The sequence below is a fragment of the Phytohabitans kaempferiae genome, from assembly GCF_042433955.1.
Taxonomy (GTDB): Bacteria; Actinomycetota; Actinomycetes; order Mycobacteriales; family Micromonosporaceae; genus Phytohabitans; species Phytohabitans kaempferiae.
The window spans coordinates 36,944-53,153 of the sequence record NZ_JBHLUH010000010.1; the positions used below are offsets into that span (position 1 = coordinate 36,944).

Genomic DNA, 16,210 nt, shown 5'->3' on the forward strand with positions numbered 1-16,210 from the left:
AGTATTCAGGTCACGGCGCCAGCGGGTCGGCTTACGGGACCAACCGGGCGACTCGGTAGGGTCACGGACGTGCCGGACCAGACCGCCCTCCCCGACTCCCGACCCGCACGGCGACCGCTGGACGCGGTGCTCTTCGACTTCCACGGCACACTCGCGCAGGTGGAGGACCCTGTCGCGTGGGTGACTGCGGCCGCGGAGGCGTGCGGCACCACGCTCGACCGGGGCCGCGCCACCGTACTCGCCGACCGGCTGGTCACCGCCGGCCGCGCGGGCGGCCCGCTGCCGCACCGCGTCCCGCCTCACCTCGCCGAGGTGTTCGCCGACCGCGACCTGTACGAGCAGGCGCACCGGGCCGCGTACATCGGGCTGGCGACGACCGTGGGGGCCGGGCTCGACGGTTTCGAGGAGGCGCTGTACGAGCGCCTGCTGCTCCCGGAGGGCTGGGTCCTGTACTCGGACACCGCCAGCACGCTCATCGCGCTCAAGGAGGCCGGCGTGCCGGTGGCGGTGGTGAGCAACATCGGCTTCGACATCCGGCCGCACTTCGAGGCGTGGGGTTTCACCGGCCTGGTCGACGCCTACGTACTCTCGTACGAGGTGGGGCGCACCAAGCCCGACCCGGCGATCTTCCTGCGCGCGTGCGGCACGCTCGGCGTCGACCCGGAGCGGGCGCTGATGGTCGGCGACACACCGGCCGACGCGGGCGCGGTGCGTGCCGGCCTGGCCGCGCTGGTGCTGCCCGCCGCCGACCCCGGCAAGCCCAACGGCCTCTCCGCCGTACTCAACCTGACAACGCCCTGAAGACCGGGATCTGGGCTACCGCGACGCCCGTCGTGGTGCGGGCCGCTGCTCCCGCGGCCTCACCGTCCGCGCTCCACGACCCGCCACCTCCGGCGGCACGTAGCAGCAAAATCAGGGAGTTTGCTGCTACGTCAGTACTTGGAGACAGCAAAATCAGGGAAATTGTCGGGATCTTGCGGAGGGTGAGGCCGCGGGAGCGGCGGTCTGGAGAACGACGGGCGTCGCGGTAGCCCGAAATTCCTAGCCCAGCAGGCGCACCGCTCCCGGCACGGCGGTGATGGTGACCGGGAGGGGGAAGGCGCGCTCGCCGTCCGCGTACGTCGTGATGCCCTCGGCCTCGATCTCGACGGTGCGCGCCCGATATGTGTGCACCTGGGGGTGTTCGACGTGCGTGCCCTTGTAGGTCTTGCCCTTGAGCTTGACCAGCGTGGCGCGGCTGACGTCGCCGAGCACGATGTCGAGCAGGCCGTCGGTGGGCACCGCCGAGGGGACGATGCGGATGCCGCCGCCGTAGCTGGCGCAGTTTCCCACCGCCAGCAGCACCGCGTCGCGCACCTGCTCCTCGCCGTCGAGGCGCAGGGTGTATCGCCGGGGCTTGAGGCGGATCAGCTCCATGAAGATCGCCAGGTCGTAGCGGCGGGGGCCGCGTGGCCAGCGCATCCGGTTGGCGCGTTCGTTGACCACGGCGTCGAAGCCGGCGGCGAGCACCGCGCCGTACCACATCGGGGCGCGGCCGGGGCCGGTCAGCCGGGCCAGGTCGATCGGGCGGGTGCGGCCGGCCTTGACCGCGCCGGCGATGGCGGCCGCCGCGGCGATCGGCTCTGCGGGGATGCCGGTCTCCACCGCGAAGTCGTTGCCGGTGCCCGCCGGCACGGCCCCGAACGGCAGGTCGGTGCCGGCCACCGCCTGGAGCGCCAGGTGGACCGTGCCGTCGCCGCCCACGGCGACCAGCGCCGCCGCGCCGTCGGTGACCGCGCGGTGGCACGCCTCCTGGGCCTCCTCCCGGGTGCGGGCGTCGAGCAGCCGCACCGGCAGGTCGGACTCGGCGAGCCGCTCCAGCACGGGCGGGAGCAGGTCTCGGTGGCGCCCGCGCCCGGCCTCCGGGTTGACGAGCACGACGAGGTCGCCCGGCATCAGGTGGTCTCGTCGTAGCGGCGCTCGATCGGCAGCGGCGCGGCGACCGGCGTGACCGCCTCCAACCGCTCACCCGCCTCGACCGGCTCCGCGTCGTGCTCCAGCGGGGACGCCTCGTCGTCGTCGAGCCCGGCGTACGACTCCTGCCCGCGCCGGCGGCGCCGGTCGTTGAGGAGCGCGACGCCCACCGCGACGAAGTACATCGCGGACAGGCAGATGGCGAGCGCGGTCATCCCGAACGGGTCGGGGGTCGGCGTGACGACCGCGGAGAAGGCGAAGAAGACGAAGATCGCCACCCGCCACCAGCCCAGCAGCCTCTTACCGCTCGTGACGCCCACGAAGTTGAGCATCAGGATCAGCAGTGGGAACTCGAACGCCACCCCGAAGATCAGGATCAGGTTGGTGACGAACGAGACGTACCGGGTCACCTCCAGCTGGCTCTCCAGGCCGGTGACGCCGGAGCTGAGCAGGAACTCCAGGCCCTTGGACACCACGAAGTAGGCCAGCACCGACCCGGCCGCGAACAGCGGCGCCGCGATGCCGGCGAAGAGGTACGCGTAGCGCCGCTCGTTGCGGTGCAGCCCCGGCGCGATGAAGGCCCAGAGCTGGTAGAGCCACACCGGCGCGGAGAGGATCAACCCGACCCACAGCGCGATCTTCAACCGGATGAGGAAGCCGTCGGCCGGGCCGAGCTGGGTCATCGGGCAGCGGCCGTCGGGCGTGCGGATGTTGGGCAGGTCGCAGTATGGCTGCTGGAGCAGGTCGAAGACCGCCTGGGACACGATGTAGCCGACGATGACGCCGACAAGAATGCCCAGCGAGGCCCGGAACAAGCGCGTGCGCAACTCGCGGATGTGCTCGATGAGGGTCATCGAGCCGTCAGCGGCACGCTCGAAGTTGCTCGGCCCGCGCCGCCGGATGAGGGAGAACGCCACCGGGGGTGCCGGAAATCAGGAAATGTCGCGCGTGCGCTGCACCGGGTCGGTGACCGGCGCAGCCGGACGCTGCTCGGTCGACGTCGACGGCGGCGGGAGCGGCTGGCGGCCGTGCTGCGCGTCCGCCTTCTCCGCGAGGTCGCGCTCGTCGTCGTCGGACAGGTGCTTGGTCTCGGCCTTGATGATCCGCAGCGAGCGGCCCAACGACCGGGCCGCGTCAGGCAACCGCTTCGCGCCGAAGAGGAGGACCAGCACGACCACGAGTACAGCGATGTGCCACGGCTTGAGGGCGCCCATGGAAAGCTCCAGTTAGCTGATCGTCGTGAAGACTGTCGAGCCCTATCGTACGTGCGTCTGGCGGCGGCCCGTCAACGGCTGCGCGTCCCGTCTTTGACCTTGATGAGCGCCAGGCGCTCCTGGGTGATCTCCGTCTTGAGGCGCAGCGCCTCCGCCTCCTGGGCGAGCGTGACCGCGGCCGCCCGGAGCTGCTCCACCTCTGACTGGCGGCGCAGCAGCGTCGTCGAGGCCCGGCGCAGTGGCCCCAGCCGCCCCATCAGTGATCCGGCGGCGAGCCCGAGCACCAGGAGCCCCACCAGCACCACGGCTATCACGATCCACAAGACCATGCCTACCCCGCTCCGCCGCTCGGCGCTCGTCCACCGCCGGGGGCAAGGCCCGCAGCCTCGCGGCTCCCGATCACGACCGTCAACTGTACTGGTCGAGAGCCGCGACCGCCTGTTGGCGCACCCGCTCGACCAGGTCGGCCGGGGCGACCACGGTGGCATCGGGCCCCAGCCCGAGCACGAACCGCTGCGCCCACGCCAGGTCGGCGACCCGCAGCGACACCAGCCACTCCTCGCCGTCGGGGCGTACGTCCTCACACGGGTAGTACTCCGTGATCCACCGGCCACCGCGGCCGATCCGGAGCGTGACCAGCGGCAGCTCGGGGCCAGGCTGGTAGATGCCGCCGCTCACGTCGTGCAGCCGCACCTCGCCGGGAAGGCGCGCCGGCTCGTCGAGCTCGGTCAGCGCGTCGATCCGGTCGGCCCGGAAGAGCCGCACCGCCTCGGCCCGGCGGCACCACCCCTCCAGATAGGAGCGGCCGGCGACCACCAGCACGCGGATCGGGTCGACCACGCGCTCGGTCAGCTCGTCGCGGGTCGCCGTGTAGTACGTGATCCGCAGCGCCCGCCGCCGCTCCACCGCCCCGCGCAGCGTGTCGAGGCGGTCGGCGTTGCCCGGCAGCCGCACCTCCACCGGCGCGCTGGTCAGGTCGCCGGCGGCGCTCTCCAGCTTGGCCAGCGTGCGCTCGATGGCGTCGCGGTTGGCCATGCCGGGCGTCTCGGCGAGCATCCGCAGCGCCACCACCAGCGCCAACGCCTCGTCGGGGGTGAGCCGCAGCGGCCGGTCGATTCCCGCGTCGTACGTGATCGTGACCCGGTCGCCGTCGAACGCCATGTCGATCAGGTCGCCCGGCCCGTAGCCCGGCAGCCCGCAGACCCACAGCAGCTCCAGGTCCTCGCGCAGCTGCTTTTCGCTCACGCCCAACTCGGCGGCGGCCTCGGCCAGCTCGATGCCGGGGCGGGCGAGCAGGTAGGGCACGAGGTTGAGCAGGCGCCCGAGCCGGTCGGCGGAGGCGCGGGACGGCGCGGTCATCGCGCGCTCACCGACGCCGCCTCGTGGCGAGTGGCGATCTCCTTGAGCCGCTGGATGACCGCCTCGCGCACCTCGGGCGGGTCGAGCACGCGCACATCGGCGCCGTATCCGACCACGGACGCGGCGAAGCCCTCCACGTCGGCGAACGGCAGCACCAGCCGGTCACCCTCGGGGGTCGTCTCGACCTCGCGGGCCCAGCGGCGCAGCCCGGCCGCCCGCCCGGGACGCACCAGCACGGTCGCCCGCCCGGTGCGCTCGATCGGGCCGGACCAGCGGGCCACGTGGCTGATCAGGTCGACGTCGGTGGGCGGCTCGTACGCCCCCGGCTTGCCGGTGAGCCGCACCTGGCCGACGATCCGGGAGAGCCGGAAGCAGCGGGTCGCCTCGCGGTCGAGGTCGTGACCCACCACGTACCACCGACCGCGCCAGCAGACCACGCCCCACGGCTGGAGCCGCCGGCTGGTCGGGCCGTCGCCCTCGGGCACGCGATAGTCGAAGGCCACCGCGCGCCGGTCGCGGGCGGCCGTGGTGAGCGGCGCGAACGCCGGGTCGACGGTGACCACCGGCTCCACGCCGAGCGTCGCCGACGGGTCGATGTCGATGCCCGCCGCGCGCAGCTTGGCCAGCCCGGACGAGGCGGCGGCGGCCAGCCCCGCGTGCCGCCACAGCCGCGCGGCGATGCCCACGGCGGCGGCCTCGTCGGGCTCGAGCTGGATGTCGGGCAGCGCGTACTCCCGAGCGGCGATCCGGTAGCCGGGCTCGACGTCGAACACGCTGGCCGTGCCCGTCTCCAGCGGCACGCCCAACTCGCGCAGCTCCGCCTTGTCGCGCTCGAACTTGCGCTGGAACGCCTCGTGGTCACGCGGGTCGTCGGGATCGTGCTCGTAGCCGGGAACGGTCGCGGCGATCTGCGCGGCGGTCAGGAACCGCCGCGTGGAGAGCAGGCAGATCACCAGGTTGACCAGGCGCTCCGTCCGTGACCGCGACACGCCACAGACAATAGCCCCATTCGCACGCCCGTACGGCCCACCCCACGCCGCATCGCGCCCAGGGTTCCTCCTCCTGGGGCACAATCTGCTCGTGTCGGATGACCGTCCGTTACCGCTGGACCTCAACGCGCGCCTCGCGGAGGGCGGCGGTGGGTCCGAGAGCCTCGGCACCGTCGTCGTCGCCGGCCTCGCCAACCTGACGATCGCGGCGGCCAAGCTTGTCGCCGGCCTCATCGCCGGCTCGGCCGCGATGCTCTCCGAGGCCACCCACTCCCTCGCCGACACCGCCACCGAGGTGCTGCTCTTCACCGCGCTGCGGCGCGGCGCCCGCCCGGCCGACGAGCGACACCCCTTCGGGTACGGCAAGGAGAGCTGGATCTGGGCGTTCATCGCGGCGCTGTTCACGTTCGTGGCCGGGGCCGGCTTCTCGATCACGCACGGCGTGCACACGATCCGCACCGGCGAGCACACCGGCCACTACACGGCGTCGTACGTGGTGCTGGCGGTCTCGTTCGTGATCGAGTCGGTCTCCCTCACCCGCGCGGTACGCCAGGTGCGCCGCTCGGCACGCGGATGGCGGGTCACGCCCGCCCGCTTCCTGCGGGTCACCCCGGACACGACGGTGAAGGCGGTCGTCCTGGAGGACAGCGCCGCGCTGGTCGGCCTGCTGCTGGCCGCCGCCGGCGTGGGGCTCTCCCACGCCACCGGCGACGAGCTGTGGGACGGGCTCGCCTCCGTCGCGATCGGCCTGCTCCTGCTCGTGGTGGCCGCCACCCTCGCCCGCACCAACCTTTCGCTGCTCGTGGGCCAGGCGGTGCCACCGCGCCTGCACCGCCTCATCGAGGAGGAACTCGCCGCCCTCCCCACCGTCGAACGCGTCGACACGCTGCTCACCATGCTGCTCGGCCCCGCCGACGTGCTGGTCGCCGCGAAGGTGGACTTCACCGACGAGGCCACCGGCGCCGACATCGAGGCCGCCGCGGAGGAGGCCGAACGCCGGCTCGCCGACCGCTACCACGGCATCCGGTACGTCTTTCTCGACCCGACCGGACGCCGTGGTTAAGTGGCTGCCATGAGCGGGAGTCGCGAGGCGGGCATGAGCGGGAGTCGCGAGGCTTCGGACCCCAACCACGACGGCGCACGAGCGCCGAGCGACGGAGCGTGGGCGGGCACGGTACGTTGGCGTTCGGGCGTGGTGACCGCTCTGAGGCGTCGCTGGCGTGGCGTCGTCACGGTGGACGTGCGCGTGTCGCCGTCCTCGGTCGTCCGCGCGCTGGCGTATCCCGCGCTGACCGGCGAGCCCACGGTGGGCGACCGCGTGCTGCTCAACATCGGCGCGCTGGAGATGGGCCTCGGCACCGGCGGGTACGCGCTGGTGGTCGCCCTCCCCGACCGCCTCCCGCCCGATCCCCCGGCGCCGGCCTCCCGCGACTCGGGCCACCTGGTCAAGGCCCGGTACACGCCGTTGCAGGCCATCGTGCTCGGCGTGGACGAGGAGGCGTCCCCGCACCGGACGGTCATGGCGACGGCCGATGGCATCGACGGCATGCCGGTGGTGGTGGCCGACCTGCACTCGGCGCTGCCGGCGATCCTGGCCGGCATCCGGGCGCTGCGGTCCGACCTCTCGGTCGCGTACGTGATGACCGACGGGGGCGCGCTCCCCGCGTGGTTCTCCCGCACGCTCGACGGCCTCCGCGACCACCTGGCCGGCACGGTGACGGTCGGCCAGTCGTTCGGCGGCGACCTGGAGGCCACCACAGTCCACAGCGGACTGATCGCCGCCCGCCACGTCCTCCGCGCCGACGTCACCGTCGTCGCACAGGGCCCAGGCAACCTGGGTACGGGCACCGCCTGGGGCTTCAGCGGCGTGGCGGCCGGCGAGGCGGTCAACGCGGTGGCGGCGCTGGACGGCCGCCCGGTCGCCTCGCTCCGCCTCTCCGACGCCGACCCCCGACCGCGCCACCGCGGCATCTCGCACCACAGCCTCACGGCGTACGGCCGGGTCGCGCTCGCCCCCGCCGACGTGGTGCTCCCCGCCGACCTGCCACCGGCGCTGGCGTCCACTGTGGAGCCAGCGGTCGAGTTTCTGGCCGCCCGCCACCGCGTGGTCCGCGTACCGGCCGAGGGCCTGGAGGCGGCCCTGAAGGAGTCGCCAGTGACGCTGTCCACAATGGGCCGAGGGCTCGACGCCGACCGCTGGTACTTCCTCACCGCCGCGGCCGCCGGCCGACACGCGGCCTCGCTGCTGGGCTGAGGCTTTCGCGGTCGGGGTTGGCGCCGCTGCGGGTTCTTGTGGTGCCCTCCGGCGGGCGCTCGGACTGCGGCCGGGTCCACGCGAGGCTGTGCCTGGTTGCTCGAAGGCGTATCGATATGTTCGGGGCAGGACCGCTCGCGGTCATGGAGAGATCCAGGTCGTGCGTGGCGAGAAATTCTCCGTCTGGGGCAATTAGTCGCCACGGACGGACTCCGCCCCGGGCCTGGTCGCTTCGCAAGGAGACAATGTCGGTGGCATAGCCCCTTGCGGCCGGTTTGAAACGGCTATGTCCCCGACAACGCCCATGCGCCCGCCGGGTCAGGCCCGGCAACCGGACCCGGCGTCCACGCCACGAGCCGCACGTCCGGCGTCCCCGCCGGGGGTTGGGCGCACCGATGCGCCCAGCTCGACAGCTTCTCCACAAGAGCTTCGGGGTCAGGATCTCGGGCCCGTCCACGCTGCTAGCCCGACGCGCGCACGGACGCTGCGCGATCCCCTCAGACCTCGACCGCGGGAGGTCTCTAGGAGAAGACGATCAGCGCGATCCAGGCCGCCAGGAAGACGCCGAGGATGAGCGCCAGCACCCAGGTGGGCACCGTGTACTCGCCGCGCCGGTTGCGCGCGATCTCCTCGGCGATCTTCTGCTTGCGCCGCTGCACCAGGCCGGGCTTGCGCCCCTCTTCCGGCTCACCAGAGTCAGTCATGACGAGGAACAGTCTCACATGCTGGCGATCAGGCGCTCCACCCGCTCGTCGTACGCCCGGAAGGGGTCCTTGCAGAGCACGGTGCGCTGCGCCTGGTCGTTGAGCTTGAGGTGCACCCAGTCGACGGTGAAGTCGCGGCGCTTCTCCTGCGCGTGCCGGATGAACTCGCCGCGCAGCCGGGCCCGCGTGGTCTGCGGCGGGGTCTCCTTCGCCTCGAAGATCTCCAGGTCGGTGGCGACCCGGTCGACCTGGCCGCGCCGCTCGAGCAGCCCGTACAGGCCACGGCCGCGGCGCAGGTCGTGGTAGGCGAGGTCCATCTGCGCGACGCGGGGGTGGGAGAGCGGCAGCTCGTGCTTCTCCTGGTACCGCTCGATCAGCTTGAGCTTGCTCACCCAGTCGATCTCGCGGGATACCGGCTCGAGGTTGCCCGTCTCGACCGCGCGCAGCACACGGCCCCACAGCTCGACGACCCGCTTGGCGGTCTGGTCGCCGCCCCGTCGCTCGACGAACTCGGTCGCCTTCGCCAGGTACTCCTGCTGGATCTCCAGCGCGCTGACCTCCTTGTTGGAGGCGAGGCGCACCTTGCGCCGGCCGGTGATGTCGTGCGAGACCTCGCGGATCGCCCGGATGGGGTTTTCCAGCGACAGGTCACGCATCACCACGCCCGCCTCGATCATGCGGAGCACGATGTCGGCGCTGCCCACCTTGAGGAGCGTGGTCACCTCGTTCATGTTGGAGTCGCCGACGATCACGTGCAGCCGGCGGTAACGCTCGGCGTCGGCGTGCGGCTCGTCCCGCGTGTTGATGATCGGGCGGCTGCGGGTCGTCGCCGAGGAGACGCCCTCCCAGATGTGCTCGGCGCGCTGGGAGAGGCAGTAGACCGCGCCGCGCGGCGTCTGGAGCACCTTGCCGGCGCCGCAGATCAGCTGGCGGGTCACCAGGAAGGGAATCAGCACGTCGGCCAGCCGGCCGAACTCGCCGTGCCGGGAGACGAGATAGTTTTCGTGGCAGCCGTACGAGTTGCCGGCCGAGTCGGTGTTGTTTTTGAACAGGTAGATCTCGCCCGCGATGCCCTCGTCGTGCAGCCGCTTTTCCGCGTCGACGAGCAGGCCCTCCAGGATCCGCTCACCGGCCCGGTCGTGTGCGACCAGGTCGGATACGGAGTCACACTCCGGTGTCGCGTACTCGGGGTGCGAGCCGACATCGAGGTAGAGGCGGGCGCCGTTACGCAGGAAGACGTTGCTGGACCGGCCCCACGACACCACCCGCCGGAACAGGTAGCGGGCCACCTCGTCGGGAGACAGCCGCCGCTGTCCCCGGTAGGTGCAGGTGACACCGTATTCGGTCTCGAGCCCGAAGATTCGCCGTTCCATCCCTACCACGCTCCGTCGCTCGGCGCTCGTCCGCCGCCGGGCTCAATGGCCGTAGCCTCGCGACTCCCGCTCATCCCTACCACGCTCCGTCGCTCGGCGCTCGTCCGCCGCCGGGCTCAATGACCGTAGCCTCGCGACTCCCGCTCATCCCTACCACGCTCCGTCGCTCGGCGCTCGTCCGCCGCCGGGCTCAATGACCGTAGCCTCGCGATTCCCGTTCATGACCAGACATTAGCCGTCCCGGGGCCCGGATCGTCACTCCTGGCGCAAGGTTTCGGTGTATGCGCGACACGCGTCGTACGACGGGAGGGTGCCGGCGGCCCGCGCCTCGGCGAGACTCGGCGCGGCGGCGTCTCGTGGGGAGAGGACCGGCGCCTCGGCCGGCCACTCGATGCCCAGCTCCGGGTCGAGCGGATGGACGGTGTGCTCGGCCGCCGGGTTGTACGTGGTGGAGCAGAGGTACACGAACTCGGGGTTGTCGCTCAACGCGCAGTAGCCGTGCCCCAGGCCCTCGCTGATGTACACCGCCTTGCGGTCGGTGTCGTCCAGCCGCACCGCCTCCCACTGACCGAAGGTGGGCGAGCCGACCCGGATGTCGACGATCACGTCGAGCACCGCGCCACGCGTACACGTGACATATTTGGCCTGGCCAGGCGGTACGTCGGCGAAGTGGACGCCGCGCACGACGCCGCTCGCCGAGATCGACAGGTTGGCCTGGGCGAGGTCGAGGCGGTGGCCGACGGCCTCGGCGAGGCGGTCGAAGCGGTACCACTCCAGGAAGAGGCCCCGGTCGTCGCCGTGCTGCTGGGGCGTGATCTCCCACGCCCCCTCGATGCCGAGCTGACGGATCTTCATGACGGGAACCGCGCGACGGTCACGAACTCGTTGTACGTGAAGAGCTTGCCCATGAACCTCGGAAACGGGAACGAGAACTGCTTCTCCACCGTCAGCCCCAGCTCTTCGCAGATCGCCGCCGCCTCGGGGAAGCCCACGAAGCGCACGTGCGTGGCGTCGCTCGCGTACCCCCGCTCCTGGGGGGTGATGAAGACCGCCCTGCCGCCCGGCTTGACGCACGGCAGGTAGGACTCGACGACCTTGCGCGCCTGGTCTTCGGGCATGTGCTCGAGCAGGTGGGCGGCGAGCATCGAGTCGAAGGTGGCGGTGCGGTCGGTCTCGAAGAACTCGTTGATCGTGTACGCCTCGTAGCCCTGCGCCCGCGCCACCTCGATCGACGTGGGGTTGTGGTCGACGCCGACCCCGTTGCCCCCGAGGTGGGCCAGGTTGCGCCCGAGTCCGCAGCCCACGTCGAGGGTGCGCCCGAGGTCGAGGCGACGGATGTTCCACCGGTAGGGGCGCTGGACGTCGAGAACCTGCTTCCACCGGGCCCCGGTGACCCGCTGGAGCCGGTCGGTGTAGTCGGCACCCTGGGTGCTCGGCTTCTCCTGCTGCACGGGCGGTAAGCCTGTCAGACGCGCACCGCCGACCGCAACAGGGCACGCCTACACAAACGGGCACACCGGCGCACGGTCCGCCCGCCGCGGCCCCGTCTCAGCCCTCCAGGAGGCCCAGCAGGTAGTCGCCGTAGCCGCTCTTGGTGAGCGGGCCGGCCAGCTCGCGGAGGTCGGAGGCGGAGAGGAAGCCGGCCCGCCAGGCCACCTCCTCGACGCAGCCGATCTTGAGGCCCTGCCGCTCCTCGATCACCCGCACGAACTCGGCCGCCTGCATCAGCGACGTGAACGTGCCGGTGTCGAGCCACGCCGTGCCCCGGTCGAGCACGGTGACCGACAGCTCGCCCTTCGCGCGGTACGCCTCGTTGACCGTGGTGATCTCCAGCTCGCCTCGGTCGGAAGGGGTGAGCCCGCGGGCGATCTCGACCACCCGGTTGTCGTAGAAGTACAGCCCCGGGACGACGTAACGGGACTTCGGGCGGGTCGGCTTCTCCTCGATCGACAGCACGCGCCCCTCGGCGTCGAACTCGACCACGCCGTACGCCTCGGGGTTGGCCACCGGATAGGCGAACACCCGCCCGCCGACCAGGTCGTCGTTGTGGCTGGCCAGCTGATGTCCGAGGCCCACACCGTGGAAGATGTTGTCGCCGAGGATGAGGGCGACCGGCTCGTCGCCGATGAAGTCCGCCCCGATCACGAACGCCTGCGCGATGCCCTCCGGCCGCGGCTGGGCGGCGTAGCGCAGGTCGAGCCCCCACTGCCCACCGTCGCCGAGCAGCCGCTGAAACTGCGACTGGTCCTCCGGCGTGGTGATGATCAGAATCTCCCGGATCCCGGCCATGACCAGCGTCGACAGTGGGTAGTAGATCATCGGCTTGTCGAAGACGGGCATGAGCTGCTTCGATACCGCCCGGGTGATCGGCCACAGGCGAGAGCCGGTGCCGCCGGCGAGAAGGATTCCGCGCACCCCGGTACCTTATCCGCCGGCGGCGCCACGACAGTCAAGCTGCCGACAGCCCACCGCCCGGCCGAGGGGACCCGCCTTGGGTAGACTCCGGACCCTGTGAGAGTCCTCGTCACCGGCGGAGCCGGGTTCATCGGGTCGGAATACGTGCGTGAGCTGCTGCGCGGCACGCTCCCGGCCGCCACCCCCGCTGCGGTCACCGTGCTCGACAAGCTCACCTACTCGGGCAATCTGGCCAATCTCGACTCGGTGCGCGACGACCCCCGCCTCCGCTTCGTGCGGGGCGACATCTGCGACCCCGTGCTGGTCGACGAGGTGGTGCCCGGTCACGACGTGATCGTGCACTTCGCCGCCGAGTCGCACGTCGACCGCTCGATCGCCGGCGCCGAGCCGTTCGTGACCACCAACGTGCTGGGCACGCAGTCCCTCCTGGACGCGGCGCTCAAGCACGGCACCGGGCGGTTCGTGCACGTGAGCACCGACGAGGTGTACGGCTCGATCGCGCACGGCTCGTGGACCGAAGACTGGCCGCTCGCGCCCAACTCGCCGTACTCCGCCACCAAGGCCGGCTCCGACCTGCTCGCGCTCGCCTACTTCCGCACCCACGGGCTCGACGTCGTGGTGACCCGGTGCTCCAACAACTACGGCCACCACCAGTACCCCGAGAAGGTCATCCCGCTGTTCGTCACCAACCTGCTCGACGGCGGCACGGTGCCGCTCTACGGCGACGGCGGCAACGTGCGCGACTGGCTGCACGTGCACGACCACTGCCGGGGCATCGCGCTGGTGCAGGACAAGGGGCGGCCGGGCGAGATCTACCACATCGGCGGCGGCACCGAGCTCACCAACCGCGAGCTCACCGAGCTGCTGCTCGACGCCTGCGGCGCCTCCTGGGACCGGGTGACGCCGGTGCCCGACCGCAAGGGCCACGACCGGCGCTACAGCCTCGACATCACCAAGATCAGTCAGGAGCTGGGGTACGCGCCGACGGTCGACCTCTCCCGCGGCCTGGCCGAGACGGTCACCTGGTACCGGGAGCACCGCGCCTGGTGGGAGCCGCTGAAGGCATGAGGCGGATCCTCGTCACCGGTGCCGGTGGGATGCTCGGGCAAGACCTGCTCGGCGTACTCAAGGGGCGGCCCGACCTCGACGTGACCCCGCTCGCGCGGGCGGAGCTGGACGTGACCGACGAGGCCGCGGTCCTGGCCGCCGTGCGCGGCCACGACCTGGTGCTCAACGCGGCCGCGTGGACCGACGTCGACGGCGCCGAGGCGCGCGAGGCGGAGGCCACCGCGGTCAACGGCGACGGCGTGGCCCACCTGGCGCGCGCGGCCGGGGCGACCGGCGCGCGGCTGGTGCACGTCTCCACCGACTACGTCTTCCGGGGTGATGCCACCTCGCCCTATCCCGAGGACGCCCCCACCGACCCGATCAACGCGTACGGGCGCGGCAAGCTCGCCGGCGAGCGGGCGGTCCTGGCCGCCGGCGGCTACGTGGTGCGCACCGCGTGGCTGTACGGCGCGCACGGTCCCAACTTCGTCGCCACCATGCTGCGGCTCGCTGGCGAGCGGGAGACCCTCGACGTGGTCGACGACCAGCGGGGGCAGCCGACCTGGTCGTGGGCGCTGGCCGAGCGGCTGGTCGAGCTGGGGCTGGCGGACGCGCCGCCCGGTGTCTACCACGGCACCGCGAGCGGCGAGACCACGTGGTACGGGCTGGCCCGCGCCGTCTTCGCCCGCGCCGGCCACGACCCCGACCGCGTCCGCCCCACCACGAGCGACCGGTTCGTGCGGCCGGCGCCACGCCCCGCCTACAGCGTGCTCGGACACGATCGTTGGGCGCTGGCGGGCATGACGCCCATGGAAGACTGGGAGACGATGCTGTCCGCCTACCTCCGGAGCCCTCGTGCCTGAGCAGCCTCAGCCGCCCGACCTCCCCCGCGTGAGCGCGGTGGTGCTGGCGTGGCGGTCGGAGCCACTGCTGCGGCGGTGCGTGGAGGCGCTGCTCAGCTCGGTCAAGGTCGACGTCGAGGTCGTGCTGGTCGACAACGGCTGCACCAATCCCGACCTTCCGTACCTCGCCGGCCTCCCCGGCGTGGTGGTGACCGGTTCGGGGGAAAATATCGGCTTCTCCGCGGGCTGCAACGCCGGCGTGGCCGCCTCCTCCGGCGAGTACGTGGCACTGGTCAACGGCGACGCGATCGTCGAGCCCACCGCGCTCGCCCGCCTGGTCGAGGTGCTGGGCGACCAGAGCGTGGGGCTGGCCGCCGGCGCCGTACGCCTGGCCGACGAGCCCGAGCTGCTCAACTCCCGCGGCAACGAGATCCACGTGCTCGGCGTCAGCTGGGTCGGCGGCTTCCGCGAGCGCGAGACCCGCGGCGAGCCCACCGAGACCGCCGGGGCGATGGGCGCCTTCGTGGTCGCCCGCCGCGCGCACTGGGAGCGGCTGGGCGGCTTCGACGACCACTACTTCGCGTACGTCGAGGACGCCGAGATCTCCCTCCGCACGTGGCGCCTGGGCCAGCGCGTGGTCAACGTCCCCGACGCGGTCGCGCTGCACGGATACGAGTTCAGCAAGGTGAGCTTCAAGTTCTACCTGATCGAGCGCAACCGCCTGATGTTCGTCACCACCGTCTGGGGCGGCCGCGCGCTCACCCTGCTGGCACCGCCGCTGCTGGCGCTCGAGCTCGTGATGATCCTGCTCGCCGCCAAGGAGGGCTGGCTGCGCGACAAGCTCCGCGGCTACGGCTGGCTGTGGCGCCACCGCGCCCACCTGCGCGCCCGCCGCCGCGCCCTCCAGGCCGAGCGCGTCACCCCCGACCGCGAGTGGATGCGCGTACTGACCGACCGCTTCGACACGCCGCTCATCAACCCCCCGGGCGTGGGGCTCCTGAACACGCTCATGGCCGCGTACTGGCGCCTGGTCCGCCGCTGGGTCTGACCCGCGTCGCCCTGTCCTGCGCCGCGCGCGGCGGAGACGAAACCGCTGAGGGCATGGCACACCACACCCTCAGCGGGACCGCGCAGCGGCGAACGCGGGCTACTCCTTCGCTGGCGACTCCCCGTCGGCGTCGTCGAGGTCGTCGAGGATTTCGAGGTCGTCGGAACCGGCGGACTGCGTCGGTGCCTTGCGCTCCGTGGCGGGCGGCGGCTCCGATGGCGACTCCTCCACCGTCTCGGGCTGCGCGGCGGGCTCCTTCAGCAGCGACGTCAGTGCGGCGTCGGCGATGCGGCGGAACGTGCGGCCGGTGCGGCGCCGGTCGAGCACCGCCACCTCAAGCTGGTCGGCGCCGAGCGTACGGGCCTGCCCGCCCTCGCCGCCCACGCTGCCCAGCGCCTTCACGGCCAGGCGCAGCGCCTCACCGAGCGACTGGTCGGGGCGGTGGGCCTCCTTGAGCGCCCCCGCGATGGCCTCGGCCTGGCCGCCCATCGCCATCACGCCGGGCTCGTCCTGCACCGAGCCGTCGTACGTGATCCGGTACAGCTCGTCCTTGCCCGGCTCGGCCCCCACCTCGGCGACGCAGACCTCCACCTCGTACGCCTTCACCTGCTCGGTGAAGATCGCGCCGAGCGCGTGCGCGTACGCGTTGGCGATCGCCCGGCCGTTCACGTCGCGGCGGTCGTAGCTGTATCCCTTGAGGTCGGCCATCCGCACGCCCGCGGTGCGCAGGTTTTCGAACTCGTTGTACCGCCCCACGGCCGCGAACCCGATGCGGTCGTAGATCTCGCTCACCTTGCGCAGCGAGGTGAGGTTTTCGGCGACGAACAGCACCCCGCCCTCGTATGTGAGCACGACGGCGCTGCGACCGCGGGAGATGCCCTTGCGGGCGTGCTCCGAGCGGTCGCGCATGATCTGCTCGGGCGAGGCGTAGAACTGCATGGCCACTGCGGCGGCTCTCCTTAAGCGAGGTGAGGGCGGGTAAGCGCGGTGACGGCGGGTAAGCGGCGACGGC

Annotated in this window: 18 protein-coding genes; 6 read left to right on the plus strand and 12 right to left on the minus strand. The window is 72.0% G+C overall.

Annotation, left to right across the window (positions count from 1 at the left end; translation table 11 throughout):
• Positions 1-69 precede the first annotated feature (69 nt).
• Entirely contained in the window at positions 70-801 is a 732-nt protein-coding gene (locus ACFFIA_RS08940) for an HAD family hydrolase (RefSeq protein ID WP_377248391.1), read from the plus strand.
• A gap of 240 nt (positions 802-1,041) precedes the next feature.
• On the opposite strand, the gene ACFFIA_RS08945 is transcribed toward ACFFIA_RS08940, so the two are convergent.
• From ACFFIA_RS08945 to ACFFIA_RS08970, 6 genes are all read right to left on the minus strand, one after another.
• Complete coding sequence (locus tag ACFFIA_RS08945; RefSeq protein ID WP_377248394.1) at positions 1,042-1,935, minus strand: diacylglycerol kinase family protein; 894 nt, start codon at positions 1,933-1,935, stop codon at positions 1,042-1,044.
• Entirely contained in the window at positions 1,935-2,870 is a 936-nt protein-coding gene (gene tatC, locus ACFFIA_RS08950; RefSeq protein ID WP_377248397.1) for a twin-arginine translocase subunit TatC, read from the minus strand. Before tatC ends, ACFFIA_RS08945 begins: the two co-directional genes overlap by 1 nt.
• Positions 2,871-2,885: 15 nt before the next feature.
• Entirely contained in the window at positions 2,886-3,167 is a 282-nt protein-coding gene (tatA, locus tag ACFFIA_RS08955; protein ID WP_377248400.1) for a Sec-independent protein translocase subunit TatA, read from the minus strand.
• 71 nt (positions 3,168-3,238) lie between these two features.
• Positions 3,239-3,496, minus strand: a complete 258-nt coding sequence (locus ACFFIA_RS08960; RefSeq protein ID WP_377248403.1) for a hypothetical protein — start codon at positions 3,494-3,496, stop codon at positions 3,239-3,241.
• Positions 3,497-3,575: 79 nt separating this feature from the next.
• Positions 3,576-4,526 carry a helix-turn-helix transcriptional regulator gene (locus ACFFIA_RS08965; protein WP_377248406.1) on the minus strand — a complete coding sequence of 317 codons (951 nt, stop codon included), beginning with the start codon at positions 4,524-4,526 and terminating at the stop codon, positions 3,576-3,578.
• The gene (locus ACFFIA_RS08970; protein WP_377248409.1) at positions 4,523-5,515 is read right to left on the minus strand and encodes a helix-turn-helix transcriptional regulator; all 993 of its coding nucleotides are present in this window, start codon (positions 5,513-5,515) and stop codon (positions 4,523-4,525) included. The genes ACFFIA_RS08965 and ACFFIA_RS08970 overlap by 4 nt, the downstream gene beginning before the upstream one ends.
• 91 nt (positions 5,516-5,606) lie before the next feature.
• On the opposite strand from ACFFIA_RS08970, the gene ACFFIA_RS08975 reads away from it, so the two are divergent.
• Together ACFFIA_RS08975 and ACFFIA_RS08980 are read left to right on the plus strand one after the other, a co-directional pair.
• A complete protein-coding gene (locus ACFFIA_RS08975; RefSeq protein ID WP_377248412.1) occupies positions 5,607-6,578 on the plus strand; it encodes a cation diffusion facilitator family transporter in 972 nt (323 codons plus the stop codon).
• 9 nt (positions 6,579-6,587) lie between these two features.
• Entirely contained in the window at positions 6,588-7,769 is a 1,182-nt protein-coding gene (locus tag ACFFIA_RS08980) for a DUF3866 family protein (protein WP_377248415.1), read from the plus strand.
• A gap of 521 nt (positions 7,770-8,290) precedes the next feature.
• On the opposite strand, the gene ACFFIA_RS08985 is transcribed toward ACFFIA_RS08980, so the two are convergent.
• From ACFFIA_RS08985 to rfbA, 5 genes are all read right to left on the minus strand, one after another.
• Positions 8,291-8,473: a hypothetical protein gene (locus ACFFIA_RS08985; protein ID WP_377248418.1), complete on the minus strand. Its 183-nt coding sequence runs from the start codon at positions 8,471-8,473 to the stop codon at positions 8,291-8,293.
• Positions 8,474-8,487: 14 nt separating this feature from the next.
• Positions 8,488-9,846, minus strand: a complete 1,359-nt coding sequence (gene pafA, locus ACFFIA_RS08990; RefSeq protein ID WP_377248421.1) for a Pup--protein ligase — start codon at positions 9,844-9,846, stop codon at positions 8,488-8,490.
• Positions 9,847-10,101: 255 nt separating this feature from the next.
• Entirely contained in the window at positions 10,102-10,701 is a 600-nt protein-coding gene (gene rfbC, locus ACFFIA_RS08995) for a dTDP-4-dehydrorhamnose 3,5-epimerase (protein ID WP_377248424.1), read from the minus strand.
• Complete coding sequence (locus ACFFIA_RS09000; protein WP_377248427.1) at positions 10,698-11,297, minus strand: class I SAM-dependent methyltransferase; 600 nt, start codon at positions 11,295-11,297, stop codon at positions 10,698-10,700. Before ACFFIA_RS09000 ends, rfbC begins: the two co-directional genes overlap by 4 nt.
• Positions 11,298-11,394: 97 nt before the next feature.
• Positions 11,395-12,261 carry a glucose-1-phosphate thymidylyltransferase RfbA gene (gene rfbA, locus ACFFIA_RS09005; protein ID WP_377248430.1) on the minus strand — a complete coding sequence of 289 codons (867 nt, stop codon included), beginning with the start codon at positions 12,259-12,261 and terminating at the stop codon, positions 11,395-11,397.
• 96 nt (positions 12,262-12,357) lie between these two features.
• Here rfbA and rfbB point away from each other — a divergent pair, with 96 nt between their 5' ends.
• The 3 genes from rfbB to ACFFIA_RS09020 are packed head-to-tail and all read left to right on the plus strand — an operon-like array spanning position 12,358 to position 15,198.
• Complete coding sequence (rfbB, locus tag ACFFIA_RS09010) at positions 12,358-13,329, plus strand: dTDP-glucose 4,6-dehydratase (protein ID WP_377248433.1); 972 nt, start codon at positions 12,358-12,360, stop codon at positions 13,327-13,329.
• A complete protein-coding gene (gene rfbD, locus ACFFIA_RS09015) occupies positions 13,326-14,171 on the plus strand; it encodes a dTDP-4-dehydrorhamnose reductase (protein WP_377248436.1) in 846 nt (281 codons plus the stop codon). Before rfbB ends, rfbD begins: the two co-directional genes overlap by 4 nt.
• Positions 14,164-15,198 carry a glycosyltransferase family 2 protein gene (locus tag ACFFIA_RS09020; RefSeq protein ID WP_377248439.1) on the plus strand — a complete coding sequence of 345 codons (1,035 nt, stop codon included), beginning with the start codon at positions 14,164-14,166 and terminating at the stop codon, positions 15,196-15,198. Before rfbD ends, ACFFIA_RS09020 begins: the two co-directional genes overlap by 8 nt.
• Positions 15,199-15,297: 99 nt before the next feature.
• Here ACFFIA_RS09020 and prcA read toward each other — a convergent pair whose 3' ends face one another.
• On the minus strand, positions 15,298-16,143 hold the full coding sequence (gene prcA, locus ACFFIA_RS09025; protein ID WP_377248442.1) for a proteasome subunit alpha: 846 nt from the start codon (positions 16,141-16,143) through the stop codon (positions 15,298-15,300).
• Between the last annotated feature and the right edge of the window lie 67 nt (positions 16,144-16,210).

Excerpts from the sequence above, each read along its gene's own strand:
- ACFFIA_RS08945 (WP_377248394.1), bottom strand. The coding sequence starts at position 1,935 with ATGCCGGGCGACCTCGTCGTGCTCGTCAACCCGGAGGCCGGGCGCGGG.
- tatA (WP_377248400.1), bottom strand. The coding sequence starts at position 3,167 with ATGGGCGCCCTCAAGCCGTGGCACATCGCTGTACTCGTGGTCGTGCTG.
- ACFFIA_RS08960 (WP_377248403.1), bottom strand. The coding sequence starts at position 3,496 with ATGGTCTTGTGGATCGTGATAGCCGTGGTGCTGGTGGGGCTCCTGGTG.
- ACFFIA_RS08965 (WP_377248406.1), bottom strand. The coding sequence starts at position 4,526 with ATGACCGCGCCGTCCCGCGCCTCCGCCGACCGGCTCGGGCGCCTGCTC.
- ACFFIA_RS08980 (WP_377248415.1), top strand. The coding sequence starts at position 6,588 with ATGAGCGGGAGTCGCGAGGCGGGCATGAGCGGGAGTCGCGAGGCTTCG.
- ACFFIA_RS08985 (WP_377248418.1), bottom strand. The coding sequence starts at position 8,473 with ATGACTGACTCTGGTGAGCCGGAAGAGGGGCGCAAGCCCGGCCTGGTG.
- pafA (WP_377248421.1), bottom strand. The coding sequence starts at position 9,846 with ATGGAACGGCGAATCTTCGGGCTCGAGACCGAATACGGTGTCACCTGC.
- rfbC (WP_377248424.1), bottom strand. The coding sequence starts at position 10,701 with ATGAAGATCCGTCAGCTCGGCATCGAGGGGGCGTGGGAGATCACGCCC.
- rfbD (WP_377248436.1), top strand. The coding sequence starts at position 13,326 with ATGAGGCGGATCCTCGTCACCGGTGCCGGTGGGATGCTCGGGCAAGAC.